This is a genomic window from Paenibacillus sp. FSL H7-0690 (assembly GCF_037980415.1).
Lineage (GTDB): Bacteria > Bacillota > Bacilli > Paenibacillales > Paenibacillaceae > Paenibacillus_AQ > Paenibacillus_AQ odorifer.
The window spans coordinates 1,372,567-1,392,248 of the sequence record NZ_CP150281.1 but is presented as its reverse complement, the minus strand read 5'-3'; the positions used below and the strand labels follow the sequence as shown (position 1 = coordinate 1,392,248).

Annotated in this window: 18 protein-coding genes; 3 read left to right on the top strand and 15 right to left on the bottom strand. The window is 42.1% G+C overall.

The genetic code is table 11. The features are described from left to right. Window positions 1–74 precede the first annotated feature (74 nt). Window positions 75–476, top strand: coding sequence for a secondary thiamine-phosphate synthase enzyme YjbQ (locus MHI32_RS06185; protein WP_340012036.1), 402 nt, complete (start codon window positions 75–77; stop codon window positions 474–476). A 146-nt stretch (window positions 477–622) separates the two neighbouring features. On the opposite strand, the gene MHI32_RS06180 is transcribed toward MHI32_RS06185, so the two are convergent. The 3 genes from MHI32_RS06180 to MHI32_RS06170 form a co-directional block, all read right to left on the bottom strand. Beyond that, window positions 623–1,204 (bottom strand): TetR/AcrR family transcriptional regulator, encoded by a 582-nt coding sequence (locus tag MHI32_RS06180; protein WP_036681739.1) that lies wholly within the window; start codon window positions 1,202–1,204, stop codon window positions 623–625. 3 nt (window positions 1,205–1,207) lie between these two features. After that, on the bottom strand, window positions 1,208–1,840 hold the full coding sequence (locus tag MHI32_RS06175; protein ID WP_076128170.1) for a YigZ family protein: 633 nt from the start codon (window positions 1,838–1,840) through the stop codon (window positions 1,208–1,210). Window positions 1,841–1,986: 146 nt separating this feature from the next. Continuing rightward, window positions 1,987–3,342: a glucose-6-phosphate isomerase gene (locus MHI32_RS06170; RefSeq protein WP_036681734.1), complete on the bottom strand. Its 1,356-nt coding sequence runs from the start codon at window positions 3,340–3,342 to the stop codon at window positions 1,987–1,989. Between the two features lie 235 nt (window positions 3,343–3,577). Between MHI32_RS06170 and MHI32_RS06165 the strand changes: the two genes are divergently transcribed. Further along, complete coding sequence (locus tag MHI32_RS06165; protein WP_340012035.1) at window positions 3,578–4,480, top strand: NAD(P)-dependent oxidoreductase; 903 nt, start codon at window positions 3,578–3,580, stop codon at window positions 4,478–4,480. Between the two features lie 1,512 nt (window positions 4,481–5,992). Here MHI32_RS06165 and MHI32_RS06160 read toward each other — a convergent pair. Genes MHI32_RS06160 through tkt form a run of 3 tightly spaced genes read right to left on the bottom strand, consistent with a single transcriptional unit; the run spans window position 5,993 to window position 8,637 of the window. Further along, complete coding sequence (locus MHI32_RS06160; protein WP_340012034.1) at window positions 5,993–6,199, bottom strand: hypothetical protein; 207 nt, start codon at window positions 6,197–6,199, stop codon at window positions 5,993–5,995. A 44-nt stretch (window positions 6,200–6,243) separates the two neighbouring features. Next, on the bottom strand, window positions 6,244–6,561 hold the full coding sequence (locus tag MHI32_RS06155) for a pyrimidine/purine nucleoside phosphorylase (RefSeq protein WP_036681729.1): 318 nt from the start codon (window positions 6,559–6,561) through the stop codon (window positions 6,244–6,246). A gap of 33 nt (window positions 6,562–6,594) precedes the next feature. Then, the gene (tkt, locus tag MHI32_RS06150; protein ID WP_340012033.1) at window positions 6,595–8,637 is read right to left on the bottom strand and encodes a transketolase; all 2,043 of its coding nucleotides are present in this window, start codon (window positions 8,635–8,637) and stop codon (window positions 6,595–6,597) included. Window positions 8,638–8,940: 303 nt separating this feature from the next. On the opposite strand from tkt, the gene MHI32_RS06145 reads away from it, so the two are divergent. Then, a complete protein-coding gene (locus MHI32_RS06145; RefSeq protein WP_076206555.1) occupies window positions 8,941–9,573 on the top strand; it encodes a hypothetical protein in 633 nt (210 codons plus the stop codon). Between the two features lie 87 nt (window positions 9,574–9,660). On the opposite strand, the gene MHI32_RS06140 is transcribed toward MHI32_RS06145, so the two are convergent. Genes MHI32_RS06140 through MHI32_RS06100 form a run of 9 tightly spaced genes read right to left on the bottom strand, consistent with a single transcriptional unit; the run spans window position 9,661 to window position 19,680 of the window. Then, window positions 9,661–13,455 carry a hypothetical protein gene (locus MHI32_RS06140; RefSeq protein WP_340012032.1) on the bottom strand — a complete coding sequence of 1,265 codons (3,795 nt, stop codon included), beginning with the start codon at window positions 13,453–13,455 and terminating at the stop codon, window positions 9,661–9,663. Between the two features lie 12 nt (window positions 13,456–13,467). Then, window positions 13,468–15,726: a PKD domain-containing protein gene (locus MHI32_RS06135; RefSeq protein ID WP_340012031.1), complete on the bottom strand. Its 2,259-nt coding sequence runs from the start codon at window positions 15,724–15,726 to the stop codon at window positions 13,468–13,470. A gap of 7 nt (window positions 15,727–15,733) precedes the next feature. After that, window positions 15,734–16,384, bottom strand: coding sequence for a hypothetical protein (locus tag MHI32_RS06130; RefSeq protein WP_340012030.1), 651 nt, complete (start codon window positions 16,382–16,384; stop codon window positions 15,734–15,736). Between the two features lie 35 nt (window positions 16,385–16,419). Further along, a complete protein-coding gene (locus MHI32_RS06125; protein WP_076282021.1) occupies window positions 16,420–16,917 on the bottom strand; it encodes a hypothetical protein in 498 nt (165 codons plus the stop codon). Between the two features lie 20 nt (window positions 16,918–16,937). After that, window positions 16,938–17,318, bottom strand: coding sequence for a hypothetical protein (locus MHI32_RS06120; protein ID WP_076282022.1), 381 nt, complete (start codon window positions 17,316–17,318; stop codon window positions 16,938–16,940). A gap of 15 nt (window positions 17,319–17,333) precedes the next feature. Next, complete coding sequence (locus MHI32_RS06115) at window positions 17,334–17,477, bottom strand: hypothetical protein (RefSeq protein ID WP_162636675.1); 144 nt, start codon at window positions 17,475–17,477, stop codon at window positions 17,334–17,336. Window positions 17,478–17,482: 5 nt separating this feature from the next. Further along, complete coding sequence (locus tag MHI32_RS06110; protein ID WP_076137569.1) at window positions 17,483–17,692, bottom strand: hypothetical protein; 210 nt, start codon at window positions 17,690–17,692, stop codon at window positions 17,483–17,485. 57 nt (window positions 17,693–17,749) lie between these two features. After that, entirely contained in the window at window positions 17,750–18,619 is an 870-nt protein-coding gene (locus tag MHI32_RS06105; protein WP_036681711.1) for a hypothetical protein, read from the bottom strand. Window positions 18,620–18,630: 11 nt separating this feature from the next. Continuing rightward, window positions 18,631–19,680, bottom strand: a complete 1,050-nt coding sequence (locus tag MHI32_RS06100; protein WP_076282023.1) for a hypothetical protein — start codon at window positions 19,678–19,680, stop codon at window positions 18,631–18,633. Window positions 19,681–19,682 lie beyond the last annotated feature (2 nt).

The window sequence follows — 19,682 nt, the reverse complement described above, 5'->3', positions numbered from 1 at the left end:
CAAGTGAATTTGGGTTAAAATATATGTATCAAAGGTACACTAAAAAATGGCACCTCACAGGAAGGGGATTGATTATGTTGCATACTCTGGAGATCACTACTACAAAGCGGGATGAATTACGTGATATTACTCGGGAAGTCATTTCTTATGTAAAAAAAAGTGGAGTTCAATACGGATTGATTGTAGTTTATTGTCCTCATACCACTGCTGGTATTGCTATTAATGAAAATGCGGATCCTGATGTGAAGCATGATGTTCTGATGCGTTTGGATGAGGTCTACCCTTGGGAGCATCCGAAGTATCGGCATGCGGAAGGCAATTCTGCCTCTCATCTTAAATCTATTACTACCGGGCCTTCCCAGACCCTGATCATCCACGAAGGTGAATTAATTCTCGGTCGTTGGCAAGGTATTTATTTCTGTGAGTTCGATGGACCTAGACGCCGGCAATGTTTCTTAAAAATAGTAGAGGGATAATAAACATACAAATGGCCGCTTCCGTTATCGCTGCGGAGCGGCCATTTAGACAATAACTAGAGTCTAGTAATACTTTCATCAAGCAGAGAAGCAGTGTTATACCAATGCACAGCTTTAAAGTGAAGATCTATAAAAAAAACAGCATGTTAAAGGCTGCGACATAAAACCTTTATATGAGCTAACGCTGCCTCTTTCACATCGTCAAACGATACTTTGTCCTGGATATAATAAGAAATAAATCCGTGTGCAGACAAGAACATTGTTAACGGCACATTCTGCCAGTCCTCAGACACATATCCCTCTTCCTTCATATGACGGCGCACAATACTGGAGAATAAATCAAAACATCGTCCCTGTTCTGCTCTACAATAAGCTAGCAATTCCTCATCGCGAATCATGAACATAATTTCATATTGGTAGGGATGATCTATTCCAAATCTAATAAATTCCATAATCAGCTGTTCTACCCTTGTCATTCCTTCTTCAGGCGGTTTATTCATCACTTGACTGAGTAAAGCAGCCACATGATTAAAATCCTCTACAACAATAGCGTAGAACAACTCCGCCTTTTCCTTGAAATGATAATAGAGAGAGCCGTGGCTATATCCCAAATGCTGACCAATACTTCGCATTGAAATTGCCCGATACCCTTTGGTTATAAACAGATGCCTAGCGGCCTCTAGAATCCTTTCCCTCGACAACTCCTGCTCCACTGCTCTCCTTGCCATATACTAATCCCCTTCGCTGTAGTAAATCCGCCGCCCTTCTGTTATCAGGGCTTGCCCTTGGGTTAGATCTGTTATCCATGCCATAAAAGTCTCACCCTCATCATTTCGCGGCAAACATAACAACGTTACTTTGTCGGTGAACAAAGTCTCGCCAGTCTGAATCCCTCTTCCTCGAAGTTCGTTCTCAACCTTGCCCAGCCAAGTGTACTCGATCTCTACGAATACCTCTCGTCTCAGTACACGGGTGATTACTTCTCCTGCTTCAAGCGCAAGCACTGCTCCATCCGTATAAGCTCTAATCAGCCCACCGGCACCCAGCATAATGCCTCCGAAATAACGGGTAACTACGATTGCGACATTTTTAACTCCCTGATTGCGGATTACTTCCAAAATCGGTTTGCCGGCTGTCCCACTCGGCTCCCCGTCGTCCGATTGCCTCTGGATTTCGTCTCTCTCCCCAATCACATAAGCAGAACAGTTATGCGTTGCGTTCCAATGTTTCTTCTTGATGTCCTCGATAAACAACAAAGCTTCTTCTTCATTCTCCACTGGCATAACATGACCAATGAAACGGGATTTACGGATCACAACTTCCTTTGAGCCGGAAGAGCGGACCGTTTGATATTGTTCTAACATAATTATTCCAGTCCTTATTTACATATGATGTCTTCATATAATGTCAGGAGCAGTCCCGGTATTGGATTACCTATGGACTGCTCCTGGTGACTTACATTAGTATGAATGTTCTGTGATTAATAGCCATTGTAAAACCTACTGCAATACTATTCAGTAAGTCTTGCTTCCAGCTCTGCTTTTTCTTTTTCGTAACCTGGTTTGCCAAGCAATGCGAACATGTTTTTCTTGTATGCTTCTACGCCTGGTTGGTCAAATGGGTTAACACCGAGCAAGTATCCGCTGATACCGCAGGCTTTTTCAAAGAAGTACACCAAATATCCAAAGGTGTATGGTGTTTGATCAGGAATAGTAACGATAAGGTTAGGTACTTGACCATCTGTATGTGCAAGCATTGTACCTTGGAAAGCTTTCTTATTCACGAAATCCATAGTCTTTCCTGTTAAGAAGTTCAAGCCGTCCAGATCATCCGGATCATTCTCAATCGTAACATGATGAGCTACTTGATCTACTTGGATAACCGTTTCAAAAATGTTGCGGTTACCTTCTTGGATAAATTGACCCATGGAGTGTAGATCTGTGGAGAAATCAACGGAAGAAGGATAAATTCCTTTGAAGTCCTTACCTTCACTTTCGCCAAACAATTGTTTCCACCACTCAGATACAAAGTGTAAGGAAGGTTCATAGTTGACGAGGATTTCAGTTGTTTTACCTTTACGGTATAGAGCGTTACGAACTGCAGCATATTGATAAGCTTGGTTAGTAGCTACATCTGGATTGTTGAACTCATCCGCAGCGGCAGCAGCACCTTGCATCATTTCTTCAATGTTAATGCCAGCTACAGCAATCGGCAGCAAGCCTACAGGTGTCAATACGGAGTAACGTCCGCCTACATCATCTGGAATGATGAAGGATTCATAACCTTCTTCAGTTGCCAATTTCTTAAGGGCACCTTTTTCCTTGTCTGTAGTAGCGTAAATGCGTTTACGAGCTTCTTCCTTGCCGTATTTCTTCTCCAGAGCAGCGCGGAAAATGCGGAAAGCAATCGCTGGCTCAGTAGTAGTTCCAGATTTGGAGATTACGTTCACGGAGAAGTCTTTACCTTCTACTAGATCAAGCAGATGCGTGATGTATGTAGAGCTAATGTTATTACCAGCGAAATAAACTTCTGGAGTTTTGCGTTTATCTTTAGAAAGGTTATTGTAGAAAGAATGCGATAGCGCCTCAATAGCTGCGCGTGCTCCCAGATAAGAACCTCCGATACCAATTACAATCAGTACCTCGGAATCGCTTTGGATCTTCTTAGCAGCTTGTTGAATGCGAGCGAATTCTTCCTTATCGTAAGCTGTCGGCAGATCGATCCATCCAAGGTAGTCAGAGCCTACACCAGTTTTGTTATGCAACTGTTCGTGTGCTAGCTTAACTGGGGCGGCAAGGTTGTCGATTTCTTGTTGGTTAAAAAACGAAAGAGCTTTTGTGTAGTCAAAATTAATCTTCTTAGACATCGGTATTGGTAACCTCCTGTTTTATCTCTTTAAATTTAAAACCGTTTGTTACAACTTTATAATTAGGATACTTTAATTTGCCTTGACTGGCAAGGTCTTAGGGCACATAGAGGGCATTAGAACCAAGTTTTCCAAAGTTCCTTGGAAGCGTTTCCTGTATCAAAAGACATAGGTGTGCTGTGGTGCTGGACAAAGTGCCGTGATAGAATAAAGAAAACGGAAGGTGGCTATATAAATGAAACAAATCGGTTTTATCGGACTCGGAACAATGGGTGCGCCTATGGCCTCCAATTTACTACGTGGCGGCTTTCAGGTTACGGTATACAACCGTACGGCAGCCAAGTGTAAACCTCTTGAAGCAGAAGGTGCCCAGACTGCTCTCACGCCCCGCGAAGCGGCTGAGGGTAAGGATGTTATTATTACCATGATCAGCAATGATGATTCGGTTCGTGAAGTGTTTTATGGTCAAAATGGTATACTTGATGCTGTGAAGCCTGGTGGACTAATTATTGATTCCAGCACAATTTCACCAGGACTAGTTCGTGAAATTGCCGCTGCTGTAGAAGCGCGCGGTGGACATTTCCTAGACGCGCCAGTAACTGGAAGCAAACCAGCAGCGATTGAAGGAACCTTAGTGTTCATGGTCGGCGGTAGTGCTGAGGTCATAGAACAACATCGTGATATCTTTGATACTTTGGGTAAGAAGCTGCTACATATGGGTGAGAACGGCAGCGGCGCTGTGGCCAAGCTGGCTCACAATGCTATGGTAGGTATTCATAATGTTGCCCTAGCCGAAGGGTTCGCCATTGCCGTTAAATCAGGCGTACCAGCAGACAAGTTCCTGGAACTAGTACAACTTGGTTCTGCGGGCAGCAAACAAGCTGAGCTTAAAGGCCGTAAAATCATAGAAGATGATTTCAGCAATCAATTCTCTCTCGCTCTAATGCTTAAGGATTTGAAGCTTGCCTCTGCCCATAGCGATTCAACAGGCGTTCCTTCTCCTATGCTGGGCTTGGCTAAAAGCATGTTCCAAGCTGGATTCACCCAAGGTTATGGTGAAGAAGATCTCTCTGCCGTAGTGAAATGTTACGAAGAGTGGATCGGCCAAAAGATGGGTGCAAATGTATCCAATAAATAAATCCAAGAGCTCAAAACCTACTTCATAAGAACATTTACGACCGCCTCGCACATGATATTGCGATGCGGTCTTTTCTTTATGGACAATCCCATTGTCGAACCAATTATACGAACGTTTGTTCGTATAATTATAATACCAAATTAACAGTTGTAGTGCAAGAAAATATTGGTTGCTGTGGAGTTACTCAGAACGTTGTGGTGGTGTTGGTGGGATAGTTACTAAGAAGGTCGCGAAGTACTAGTTTGTCGCAAAAGTTACTGTATTAGTGATGAAACGGTGGATAGTTCTGGTGGAGTTACTGATGAGTTGCTAAATAGTCGCTTAAAAGTTACTGAGGGAGTGCTGAATTGTTGGGTAAGTGCTGGAGAAGTTACTGGATGAGTTGTTAGATAATTTCAGAAAAGTTACTGAAGGAGCGCTGAATTGTTGGATAGATACTGGAGAAATTGTTGGATAGTCACTGGGTGAGCTGCTGTTTAGTTGCTGTTTAGTTACTGGAGGAGTCACTGGGTGAGCTGCTGTTTAGTAGCAAATTGGTACCAAGTTGATTGCTTGATGACTACGGTATATCCCGTATTTTCTAGAACCTCTCCCTCGCTCCAAACCTCAAGCTCCTTTAACTAAGTAACCTCTGCGGTACACAGCTATCTCTATCGGACTCAGCTGACCTTATTCGCAGTATAATCTCACATTTCGCATGCTATCGGACTCCATAGTCGCTATTGGCATAAAAAGCGCCAATTATGAGGCTATTTCCATGGAATAGTTGCACTGGTGTCCGAAAACCTGCTCAAAAGACTATAAATTTGCTAATAGCGTCATCTGGGTCCTTAAGCGGTAGGATTGGTGGTGACCCGGTACTACATTGGTGTTGATCTAGTGTTAACGCCATCTGGGTCCGTACGCAGTGGGTTGGCGCTAACCGGGTGCCCAAGTTGGTGATGACACAGCGCCATCGGACTCAGCTGACCTTATTTGTAGCATAATCTCACATTTGGTATGCTATCGGACTCCATAGTCGCTATTGGCATAAAAAGCGCCAATTATGAGCCTGTTTCTATGAAATAGCTGCACTGGTGTCCGAAAACCTGCTCAAAAGGCTATAAATTTGCTAATAGCGTCATCTGGGTCCGTACGCGGTAGGATTAGTGGTGACCGGGTGCTACAGCAGTAGGATTGGTGGTGACCAGGTGCTACAGCGGTAGGATTGGTGGTGATCCGGTACTAAATTGGTGTTGCTCCAGCGCTAACGCCATCTGGGTCCGTACGCGGTGGGTTGGCGCTAACCAGGTGCCAAGTTGGTGATGACACAGCACCTTCGGACTCAGCTGACCTTATTCGCAGTATAATCCCACATTTGGCATGCTATCGGACTCCATAGTCGCTATTGGCATAAAAAGCGCCAATTATGAGCCTATTTCTATGAAATAGTTGCACTGGAGTCCGAAAACTTGCTCAAAAGGCTATAAATTTGCTAATAGCGTCCTCTGGGTCCGTACGCGGTGGGGATGGTTATGACTCAGTGCTAATTTGCTGATGATCCGACCCAGCCCTAATGTCATCTACTTCCTTAAGCTGCAAAAGGAGCATAATGAATACATAATTGAACATCAAGCAATCACCAGCCACAACAAAAAGCAGCCATCCTCCAATAACGGGAGAACCGCTGCCTTGCTGACTTTTACGATTTTTAAATTGAATCCGGGTCGTCTCACTCATAGAAAAAAGCTACTTATAGGACAGCCCTTAGAAAAGTCTGTTTTCTATAGAACCGGGTAAGAACAGCAATAATCAGTTACTTCAAATACTTCCAACGCAAATTTAGAGTTGCCAGGAACATTGAACGTTGACGCTCCCTTAATCTCCTGCCATACCTCAGTGCCGGGAAGCAGCACTTTAAGATCGCCGGACAGAATCTCCATAATTTCAGGACCATCTGTACCAAATTCATACACACCCGGCAGCATGATGCCCAATGTTACTTTAGATCCATCTTGCAAAATTACCGTACGGCTGGTTACTTGTCCGCCATAATATACATTGGCTGCTTTTTCGATCGTTGCGTTGTTAAACTGACTCATTACTTGTTCTCCCCCTAATGATTATTCAGTTAATTACAGAAGTGCTTTCACACGGCTTACTACGTTCTCTACAGTAAAGCCGTATTCTTTCATAACTCTATCGCCAGGTGCGGAAGCTCCGAAAGTAGTGATGCCTAGGATATCGCCTTGGTCACCAGTGTAACGTTCCCATCCGAAGGTTTGTGCCATTTCGATAGCAAGACGGGCTTTGACTCCTGGAAGAATTACGGAATCACGATATTCTTTGTCTTGTTTTTCGAACAGATCCCAGCTTGGCAAGCTGATTACACGAACATCGATGCCTTCTTCTGCCAAAGCAGCTTGCGCTTTAACTGCCAACTGTACTTCAGAACCAGTTGCGATAAGCTGTGCTTGTGGAGTGCCATTTTTGGAATCAGAGACAACATAACCACCACGTTTGATGTTTTCACGAACGCCATCTACGGTTCCAGCAAGAATTGGCAAGTTTTGACGAGTCAGAACCAAAGCAACCGGATTCTCTTTGTTTTCCATAGCATAAGCCCATGCTGCAGAAGTTTCGTTAGCATCAGCCGGACGAATAACAGTCAGACCTGGGATGATACGCAGGGAAGCCAATTGTTCGATTGGTTCATGCGTAGGACCATCTTCACCAACTGCAATACTGTCATGTGTCAGTACATAGGTTACTGGCAATTTCATGATCGATGCCAAACGAATTGCTGGACGCAGGTAGTCTGTGAATACGAAGAATGTTCCTCCGAATACTTTAAGACCAGTGTGCAGAGCAATACCGTTCATTGCAGCAGCCATACCAAACTCACGTACGCCGAAATAAATGTTGCGGCCATCATAAGATTCTGGTGTGAAAGATGTCAAACCATTCAAATGCGTCATAGTGGAGCTTTCCAAGTCGGCGGAACCGCCCACTAGCTGAGGAACGCCAGCAGTCAGACCGTTAAGCGCACTACCGGAAGCGACACGAGTCGATACTGCTTTATCTTCAGTAGTGTAAGTTGGAAGGTTAGCATCCCAGCCTTCTGGAAGATCACCATTGATTACTGTTTCGAATTGTGCAGCCAGCTCTGGATATGCTTTTTTGTAAGCCGCAAATTTGTCGTCCCAAGCTTTGTTAGCTGCGATTCCGTTTTTCTTCACTTCTGCAAAATGTACACGAACTTCATCAGGCACATAGAAATCTTCTTCGTATACCCATTTGTAGAAATCTTTGGTCAGCTTAGCTTCTTCTGCTCCAAGTGGGGAACCGTGAGTACCGCCATGGCCGCCTTTACCTTGTTTGTTAGGGCTACCATAACCAATAACTGTTTTCACTTCGATCAAAGTCGGTTTGCTAGTCTCAGCTTGCGCCTCAGCAATAGCTTTTTCAATAGCCGGAAGGTCATTTCCGTCTTCTACGCGCAGAACTTGCCAACCATAAGCATCAAAACGTTGAGCTACATTTTCGGAGAAAGAAAGATTCAATTTACCATCAAGGGAAATATCATTTGAATCATACAATACAACCAATTTTCCGAGTTTCAAATGACCAGCAAGAGAAGCGGACTCAGAAGAGATCCCTTCCATAAGGTCACCATCACCACAAATAGCATAAGTATAGTGGTCAACTACGTTATGTCCTTCTTTGTTGTAGGTTGCGCCCAATTGAGCTTCGGCCATAGCCATACCAACGGCCATACCAATACCTTGTCCAAGCGGACCTGTAGTTGCATCAACACCAGCTGTGTGACCAACTTCCGGGTGACCAGGAGTCAAGCTACCCCATTGACGGAATTGTTTCAATTCTTCCATAGGAAGATCATAGCCGCTAAGGTGCAGCAAGCTGTACAGAAGCATGGAACCATGTCCAGCGGACAATACAAAACGATCGCGGTTTACCCATGTTGGATGATCAGGGTTATGATTCATTGTTTTTGCAAACAGTTGGTAGCCCATTGGTGCAGAACCCATTGGCATACCTGGATGGCCGGAATTCGCTTTTTCGATAGCATCAATAGCCAAAGTACGAATTGTTGTGATAGACAGGTTATCTACTGTTGAGTTTTCTTCCTTCTGGATCGCTTGTTCTTGTTCACTCATTTAATAGTTCCTCCTCTGAAATCTCAAGAATGTCATTTTGACTCTTATTGTATCACTAGTGTGGAAGCAATTCCAATTGTTTTTAAAAACTCTTTGTTTGACAGCTTATGTTTTGCAATATCTACGCATTTATATACGCAAAAGTAACTATGTCATGAGACGGGTTTTTACTTAGCCTATGGTCTAGTTTTCTATTGCGACTAAAGTTTGTTTTACAATGCTCGAATATAAAGTAAGATGGAGTTACTCAAGTAAAATTTTCATTCATTATCCAATATCTCCAAGTGGAAAGGAATTCTGAACATGACTTCGAAAAAGGATGTTTATATTGTGCTTACCGGTACAGGTACAGCCTTCAGTGGTTTCATTAAGTGGTTTACAAAAGCTGATCTGAACCATGCTTCGATCGCCTTTGATAGTGAACTACGTGAGGTGTACAGCTTCGGAAGAAAAAAAATGCACAATCCATTCGTCGCGGGTCTGATTCAAGAAAATTTCATTCACCCTTTCTATAGCAGCGCAAATTGCTCTATTTATCAGTTACGTGTCAGTGCAGCGGAATACGATGCCATGTACAATCATGTCCAAGGGATGATGAAAAATCAGGAACGTTATAAATACCATCTTTTAGGCCTGATCGGCGTACTTCTAAATGTTAAAATAGATCGAGAGAACGCTTATTTCTGCTCTCATTTTGTTGCTTCCTTATTTGAAAATACCGCAGTTCAGCCTGTGAATAAGCCTTCATGCTTTGTTACCCCGGAGGATTTCGCTCTTTCACTCTGTTCCCATAAAATATTCAGCGGAAAGTTATCCTATTATGTGCGTAGAGCTCAAAGAGCCTCTGCACGTTCGACGAATATACCTTTACATACCCCTTCCGTTGCGACAAGAATGATGAGAATGAATGAAGAACGGACTGAAGGAGTTATATAAGTTGTTGCTCGTAAAAAAGGGCTATGCGGCTCGTATTTCCGCGTAGCCCTTTTTAGATGGAAAAAGGATAAAGTCGTAGATGTATCATTACTTCACACGATGGTTCCGAAAATATTCGGACCAATCGCCAGCGATCACAACAGTAACTGTATCAATTTTGGTATTGTACTCATTCTTAGCTGTGAAGGTAAATTTCACTGGACCATCGGGAAGTTTCACAAATGCTGGATCATATAATTCGCCTATCCACAAGGTTTTGTCACTGTTCGTTGGATTTAGTTGCGTAGAATAACCTCCCGTCATCGTTACCTCAACAGTATCAGGTAGACCGGTTGCTATCCCTTGCAATATAAATCGCTCACCTGCCCAAAACACATTGTAGCCTCTTGGACTCTCCTCATTACCGCTCTTGTTCAAATTGTAGCCTTTACGGTTGTTATTCCATTCCTCTGTGTGCTGGACCCCACCTTTAATACTCAGTAGATTAACCATAAAATATTTACGCGCTGAGATATCACTCCAGTTATAACCATCAAAAGCTTCCACTTCCACGGCATATTTTTCGTTCTCAACCAATATTCCAGTTGGCACTTGCCACTGTTTGGCACTTGAATTTTGTTCGCCAGATTGAACTTTAACCATCCCTGTCGCCAAGTTGATAATTTGTACCTTATACCGCTTTTGTTCATCTCCATCCTCATCTTGATAATCCCACTTGATGATTGGTGTAAGCGTACTTGCGATCATAGGCTTACTTGAGTCAGTACTTGTTGGGTACGTTATCGTTACGGTCGGTTTGCGGTTGGCTACAGTGATACTCAGAGATAGCTCTCGATACAGTCCTAGAGAATCCGTAACGGTTTGTTTCAAGGTAAAGACGCCATTTGAGGTGAATTTCTTCGTAAATTCAGCTTGAGTACTAGCCAATTCTTCCGTCCCGTTAGATGATTTCAAATCATACTTATGGCTGATCGTATCTCCTTTTGGAAGGTCTGGATCCGTCGCTTTGCTCTTGATATTTAGAAGATCCGTGCGATAAATCGGCTCTTTGGCAGCATCTCTGCCTGTATCCGTGATAAGTGTGAATCCGGGCTGCGGCGGATTGTCGATGATAAACGTTTTTTCGTTAGATATTTCTGACCAGGTTAATTTGGAATAAGCCCGCCCATATACGGTGAAGTATTCAAATCGATTAAATGTATGGTTAGTGAGCTGATACTGCCGAAGCTGACCTGTGGTGTCAAGGTTTTCAACTGTCTTAACTAAGAGTCCGTCTTTTGAAAAAAATTCTAAACGGTACTTCTCCTGCGGATCACTCTCTGGGTCTGTATAATTCCATTTAATTAATGGATCTCCTTGTATTTCGGCATCTATAACGGATGGATTGGTTACGGTTCCCGCCGGGGTTATCAATGTCATTGAGGGCGCTAGATTTTTAGTAACACTCACCTTCAACGTAGCTATATTAGACTTATCACCGATCTGATCGATAACCCAGTGTTCTAATGTATAGATACCGGACTCAGGAAAATTAACATCAATACTAGGAGTTCGAAACCATTGCGTAATGCCATCACTATCTGTTACTTTCCAGAAGTATTGCAGACTAGCGACGTCGGAGGGATCTCCATCCTCATCAAAAGATGTATATTGTCGGGTATCATATTGGAATACTGCCGATGGACCCTTAATAGCAGCTGTTGGAACATGATTTTTAACAGTAAATACGCGTGTTGCATTGGAACTTAAAGCTCCAATACTTGAGGGATTAGGTACGTCTGTTGCCTTAAGGCGCATTTCCCATCCTTCTGATATAGCCTGCTGCGGTGAAATTCCGTTTCCAGCAATAAGATCTCGTATCGTCAAAGATTGGTTGCGGTTACTGCCAGCATAATAATAAGGACTATTGCTGAGTTTGGCGTACCATAAATAAGCAAGCGAATCTCCATCTTCATCAGGATCTGGTGTTAGATTATCCACTGTAATTACAGTGTCTCGATATACTTCAGCTGGCATGTTAAATGCTGCTGCGGGTGGGTGATTAATCACTTGGACATTTTGGCGATACCAATCTGACCATAAACCTCGGTTGTCATGCACTTGTAAACTAATTTGATAATTACCGATCCCAAAAGCTGCGATATTAGGTGGCGTTGTAGCTCCACCCCAATGCTCCCAAACTTTGTTCCAACCGTCTTTGATAACCGTCCAGTAATACACATCTAATGGATCATTATCCGGATCAAACGATTTGTCTGTTATGGTAGTAGTTTTACGATAGGAAACAATATTAGGATCAACAGTAAATAACGCTACGGGAGGTAGATTACCTGCAGCTCCCACCGTCCTTACACACCAGTCGCTCCAGACCCCTAACCCATTTTCGCCATCGACATCTCGTACTCTAAGACGTATGTCATATTGTCCAGAACTCAGTAATTGAGCTGGCGGTTGACCATCTGTCCATATTTCAGAATCAGTTTTTTTATACTGCCATTGCCAAGCTATAAGTCCCTTATTAACAGCCGTGATGTGGTCCAAATCGTAGGAACTATCTGTTAGCTGAAGAGATCCCCACGCCAGTTTGGCAGCAAACAATGCAATTGGCTTCCGATGAACATGATAGGTCATTGAAGATAAATTATCTCGGCTCCATAAACGATAGTCATCGAATCGGTCATCGTTTTTAGGATTATCTCGTGCTTGAAAGGTTGCGTTATACAGTCCGCTATATGGAAAGGAGGTATACCTTTCTGAACGCCATAACCCACTATCCGAAATGATACCCATCGAATTATCGAAGAAATACGGGGTATGATCGTATCTATAGCGTTCTTGATATTTAGAATCTCCTTCATAGTCCTTGTATGTGGTTGATAAGTCTATAGGAGTGTTAATCAATATAAAGGATTTATTCCTAAGCCTATAGGATACAGTAACGACCAACGATTTCTCATCCTTATAATTATAGGGATCCACAACCTTGATAATGATATTGTGGCGTCCGGGAGGAATTCCGTCTGCCAAAACATCTATTGGGATGGAAAACCATTTATTATTCAGTGCCTGTTGGACATTGACTTGTTTATAGAACACATTAGGAATTTCAGCACTAACGACTAGATCATTATTGTCCACATCTCGAACATATCCTTCGATATTCATACCACTGAATCCTGGCTCATTCAGTAGCTGCTGCTCGCTTGGTGTAGTCACTGTGAGCGTAGGTGCTGAATTTATTACTAGAGGTATGTTATCCCAATCATAATATACGTTGTTATGCCAACCATTCATCCATTCGTTAGGTTGGTGTTGCGCATCACTTGCTCTTAGTGCGACTTTAAGGGCTTTTGGAATGCCATACTTCGCTGGATAAGCATAACTTTCATAAAAAGCGGTTGTATTTCTATCAAGGTTAAACTGAAGACTATCCGAACTTTTCACAGGTGGCATTTCTTCAATTCTCCATGAGGCATCAGTAGCATAATCAGTATTACCACTTCCATCTGTCCTGTACATATAACTGTAAATATTAAGAAATCTAGTACGCTGCGTATCATAGTACCAATTAATATCCCCTGATGTTAAAACTACAGGCGCATCAGGTACATAATCGTAGCGCAGTATTCTTGTTGTTAGATCAAAAGTAATATTGGTTAGGGTCATAGCAGGCATATTCAAACTTAAAGATCCTATATTCCCCATAGCTGGCTCCCAAGGAGTTGTTTTATTAAATCCTTCAAGACGGATATCCATAAAATTGATGATATTTGGGTCACCTGTCGCCTCTACCTTTGCACTCCCCGAATAAAATTCAGGGAATGAAAGAAGTAGTAATACAAGGGCCATAAACGTTGAAATTGTTTTTTTTAATTTCTGCATCTCTAATCCTCTCTACCATGACCAATCGACATCAGGTGCCTGATTTTTAACCGTGAAGATCCGTTCGATCACATTTTGTGTAGCTTCTGAATCTATGGATTGCCGATCAGCCTGCGTCACAAACTCCTCGATGGTCGGCTGGCCAAACTCTTCAAATACAGTTAGTCTTACTTCGTATTTTCCGACTTCCCTTACCTTAAGATTCAAACGATCTAAATTCTCATTATTAAAAATAACCCATGGTTCCCCTGAAAAATTTCCGTTGTTATCAGAATCGTAGCGGTATTCCCAAAGCCTTCGAGCCACCATATCTTGGTCTGGTGAGTACGACATATCATCTATTGATAGGGTCGCTTGATTACCATCTGCAGGATTGCGATACGCTGTTCCAGCCATCGTAAAGTATGCAAAAGGTTTCTGGTCTGGTGCTATATCAAAAGTTGTTTCGTTTCTCGCAGTTAGCCCTAATGAATTCTCCACATAAATGGTTGCTTTATATTTCCCTGGCTTCTTGAATAGCACATCTTTGCTATATACTCCGTTCAGTGATCCGCTATATTTAATATCAGAATTCGTTCCACCTGATACGGCTGTGATGGTGAATTTAGTCTTAGCATCTACTAATGGGTAGTAGGTCGGGCTACTAACGTAACTTTGTATAATAACCTTTCGATTTTGCTTTAATGTACCATCTACCCTGATAGATGCATCTGGTTTTGGCTCAATGACATTAACCTCAGTACTAGTACTTCCAGTCATTTTGTCGTCGTCCATTACAGTCAAAGCAAGTGTTTGTTCCCCCAAATGGTCTTTATCATACCAAAGCGTTCCCCTTGGCAAAGTGCTCAATTCTCCCTTAGCATTAGGCGTATCCCAAAAGTAATCCGTAATATAACCATCGGGGTCATACGACCCTGCTTCACTGGCTACAAACTCTTGTCCTGCTTTTACAGTCTTCGGTGCATTTATAAGAGCTACTGGGGGTTTTAACTCTCTCGGTAGTTCTGGCGGTGATGTAGGACCTGGAAACCCTCCGCCCGGAGGACCTGAGGTTGTATACACTCCTGCTTTGACTGTAAAAGATTCTTTTAACGAATCGAACTTACTTCTTTTGGTCACGACTTCATTCTTAAATCTCACTACTATACTTAGTTCGTACACTTGACTGTAGTTACTTTTACCTGCCACTTTCTCCTTCGGAATTTCAAACTTGAAAGTTTCGTTTGCCGTTAGAGTTTTGATATACATCTTTTTTGTCTGGAGTGAGCCTTCATTACCTTTCTCTTTGGCATAAAAAATCCATTCTGAAATATTCGAAATATCTTTATAGGATAGCAGTTCACCCTTCAAAGCGATTTTAACTGGCACATTCTTATTATCAAACTTAATTGGATTTGGATTAGGTTGTTCTAGAATTGCAGAACCTGTGAGTGTAGCTTCATCTGGGAGACCATATTCAAAGCTGACTGTTCCCCCGTAGCTGTAGGTGGTTACTTTAGCGTCTGCCGTGTAATAATATTCTGCGAATGCTAGATATCTTCGTCCTTCTGCCTTTCCAGTTAAACCATCATTATTTTCAGGATCCCATGGGACGCCCTTAGGAATCGAATAGTTTATAATTACTCTTCCATTTTTAAATTTTGGATCTTGGGCATATGAAGATTTCTTAACAACATAAGGTTTTATGGTAGATTGAATAACATCTTGAGAATCAATAACTTCCGTCTTCGATCCGTTATACCACTTTAGGTATTCATTTTTTTGAAAAGGTCCTGCAGTTACTACCGTTGTTGGTGGATTCTTAGAGGGATAACCATCTGCAGCAGCTACGTCTTTTGTCTTCATTTGATCTTTGTATTCATCGTACTCGTTGATTTGCCATCTTCTACCGTCTGAGTATAACCATATAGAATTGTATATTTCAGACTCATAAAGCGACTCAAAAGAAGCTCTATAACCCTGAACCTCTTTTATATACTTCTGATTAGAGACTCCCTTTAATGTAACCTTAATTTTCCCATTCTCAAGAGAAAGGTTGGTTTTTTCGTTAGATCCACTATATTTAAAAGTACCTGTCTTAACTGATGAACTAGATACTCCACTAGGAAGTTCCAGATAAAAGTCCTTAGCAGCATTGCTTGATCCTTGTAACCCTGTAGTAATAGGAACAGCAACCGAAATCAATTTCATCTCAGCTGCTTCTACAGAAATGGTTGTCATTAGGGAAGCGAGTAGTATAATGCATAGACATGAGATGATTATTTTTTTCATTCCTACTCTACTCCTGTGAGTTAACTACAAATTTTTCGTCAAATTCACCGCCATAGAATAAACGAATAACAAAGTATTTAAAGTCTTCCTCATACAAATAAGCTTGGTAAGTACTTAATTGCTCCCCTGGCTTAATGGTGTAGTAATAATAGGCTTCCTTACTATTTAATTTTTTCACATTAGCTTTTGGCCAAATTGTATCTAATTGAGATTTACCCTGTAAACTTAACGTCCATAATTTCTCACGATCATTCAATGATCTTTTCACAGTGTTTTTGCTGTTATTCTTAATTGTAATTTTAGTCCAAATAAAATACTTTGGGTTACTAACAAGCCCTCCAAAAGATTCATAATCATATTTTTTCACTAAATTTTGTGCATCTTTTGACTTGAAATCATAAATCATAATCTTCTCCAGCGTATAACTAAGCTCACCCGCCGTAACCGTAACCGGCAACTCTAAATCCTTTTTCAAACCATATTTACTTAAGTTATCCCTCATAATGGGTGCTGGTGTAGCAGCAGGTTTTGCTGTAGCTGATGGTGTAGATGCGGTTACTGGTGTAACCGCTGCTGCGTTAGTAATCACGTTTTGCCCCGATACCATGCTAAGTAACATTGTTGTAGTCAAAGCTGCTCTTAAAATGTTCTTCTTCATCACTGAATCTCTCCCTTTTCTTTAATTGGCTTTTCTTACTTATTGAACTTATATTCCTGAACTGCTGGCACCCTAATGGGCTGTTGTGTTTTGGATCTGAAGATCAGAACCGGGTGCTCCGTCTCAATGACGGCAATAACCGAAGGACCTGCGATGTATTTGGTTATGCCATATTCGCTATCCTCGTATAAAAGTGGAAACGTCACACCATCGGAATCATCAATAATATCGAATTTCACAATCTTTACTTGTGTCTTAAAACGATTGCTCCCTTGGGGGAAAAGGCCGCTATCAAGGCCTAGATTGTTCTGCAGGGTTTGCTGAAAAGTATCGTACGCTTCTGTAGGATCTATAATCAGACGACCACGAGTCAATTCGGTCTCATCTAATTCCTGTGCGGCATCGTGAACAGCGATATTATTTGCGTCTTTTAACATGCTGCGCAGCTGGTCCCACTCCTGATTCTGGATCTGAAAGAACCAGGAGTAGATAAAGATCAGTAGGACAAATGCCAGCTTAATAATGTAATCCATAAATTACGCTCATCCCTTAGTCAATCGAGATACTCACTCATAATTGATCCATGCCCATAATATCGAGTCGGCTGCGAAACCGTAGAAAAATTATAAGGAAACAGATTTATCCGCGGCGCGGTTACATACACATCAATTCGTTGCTTTCGCTCTTGAACGGTGTCTGTACTGCTAGTAATTTCTATCGATGCTTCAGAAAATCCAATCGCCTTCAGATTTGAAACTACTTCATTCCGCATAGAAGCTGTAACCATCCCCTCTGTTGCTGCTTTTTGTGTGATATAGGACGTATTCGCTTTGACCTGTAAATCTAGCAGATAATCTATGTAGGTGAAGATAGGCTGCAGGATAATAAACAGGACTAGCCACATGAACAATGCCCGGAGGACGGTCTCCTTCATTAGACACGCCTCCTTCTAATACTGTTCCACTTGCTTAGTATGTGAGATGATATCGTCCTGACTGCTGCCGATCATATGCGTAGCTACCGTGACAAACATCCCCGCAATTACAAAGCCAATGGCCAAAAACATAGCGACGGAAATAGAGTCTTTTTTCATCTGACTTATACCGAAACGTGAGTCATGGACATAGTTAGTGCAGTCTGGCTGGAATCCAGCGGTTGAGTTAGAGATACCCCCGGGATCGTCGGTCTATTATCATCGGCAGCATTAATCACGTCACGCACCAGAGGAATCAAAATGGCAATTACGATGGCCACACACAAAAAACCGATAGCGATAAACAAACCTGTAGAAATAGCGTCTTTTTTCATTGTTAATTTCTCCCTTTTTATTTTAGGTTTTAAAAATAAGGTTGAATATACAATTTTTCACTGGAACATGCCGACTCCATTAAAATTTCCCTTGATTAGCAAAATGTACTGCATCGCCATGGCAACGATCATCAAAAAAGTAGCAATCGATGGAATAACATTAATAATCGTCGATAGATCACCGATGAAAGACCATTTTTTTAAATACTGATCGCTGGAGATTTTGGAGATAATCTTGCCTTGTTCACGCAAATAGTTTGCAGCTTCCGTGTCATCATCCATGCCTTCTGTCGCCAGCAAAATGGACCGGATGTCATTAATAAAGTGATGGTTATCCGGAAATTTGGCACAAAACCATTCAATCGCCCCCTCCACACCCTCATCTACTGCCCGTTCTGACAGCTCATACAAATCCTGACGTATATATTGAAAATGTCCCGCTGTACTCCCACAAAAAGCACCAAACTGCACATATCCGCGCTTACGTAGGCGATTATTCTCATAGAGACGAATGAAGGAGATCAACTCGCCATCTTTTTGAATATTCGTCTTTTGGTGAAGCCACGCCAACACCCAACCAAGCGGAAGATAACGCATCGGACTGCTGATTACGAGAATAAGTAGAGCAATTAGAGGGTCATAGAATGAAAAAGGAACAGATCGGATGAAATCGCTGACGACTTGGCTAAATAAATAGATGATTGCCGCTGAATAACGAAATAGCGTAACTTTTCGAGCCGAAATTGATAAACCGCATTCATTCAACAATTGCTGAAATCTATCACTCTGCACGTGTTCACCCAGCGAATTCCACCGGATGCCCAGTCGGACAAGATATCGTTCCTGCTTACTGCTGCTGCTCACAAACACAAGTAATGCGACATACACGATCCCGATCACTGTAATTAGTAGTAATAATCTATCCATAGTTCATCACCTTAGTGGTAGTCCAGTTTGGGCCTGGCAAGAATAGTACTGATCACAAAAGAGATAAAAAGGCCGGAGACGATCACCATCAAAAAGGAAAGACCTACCGTAGTTTCGAACTGCAGTTGAAAATAGATATCGGGCTTCAGCATATACATAAAGGTACCAACCGTAGATACCAGCACCAGAAGATTCCCATATAAGCCAAGGCTGATCGCATCTCTGCTTCCTGCTTTTACAGTTAAAATCGTCTCTCTCTGCTGCTCCATAGAACGATTCAACAGCATTAGCGAGCTTTTTAAATAACGGGTTCCCTCCTTCTCGGCATAGAGCAGATCTGATATAAACTCTAAAGCGAAGGTGGTGCCAATCGCACTGGAGAATCTCCCTGCCTCCTCAACAAGCTCCTTCTCATTACTGTAATTAGAAAATGCGGCACCAAGCAGCTTCAGAGGACTCTTTAGTACATTTTTATCTGTTAGAAAATCCGCTGTACGATCAAGAATCGAATCTACCGACAAATGTGTGAATTTGGTGGAGATTTTGACTACATCGAGGAGATCGTAGCTTCCATGTACCTTCCGCTGTGCATAGATGTATCTCATACGAAAATAAGGAATCGTCGCAGATATTACAGCTATAAAAAGCGGAAATCTCCACGCCCCCTGAATCGGCTGTCCTTCATTAAAAGTAATCCCCTCCAAAAAAGGATTGTTAAAACTCAACCTTCCAGGGAGCTCACTAAGTGTCAGTAGTCCTGATAAGAAAACAGCAATAAACAAAATGGCTGTACGCATAACAAAACGCATAACGCTAATACCCGGTTCATACTTCCGGTGTACGAAATACAGAAGCTTGTCCAGATGGCGGTAGAGCCACAGCCTTTTTTTAACCGAGCTAACTCTTTTGCCAAAAATACTCATCTTATGTTTAATTCGAAAATCGAATTTCTGGACTACCTGCCGTAAATGCCTTTCGATGAGCAGTTTGGTGAGTAACCACAGTCCCCACACAATCCATAAATGAAGGACAAAACGAAAAATATAAAATAGTAAATCCATAG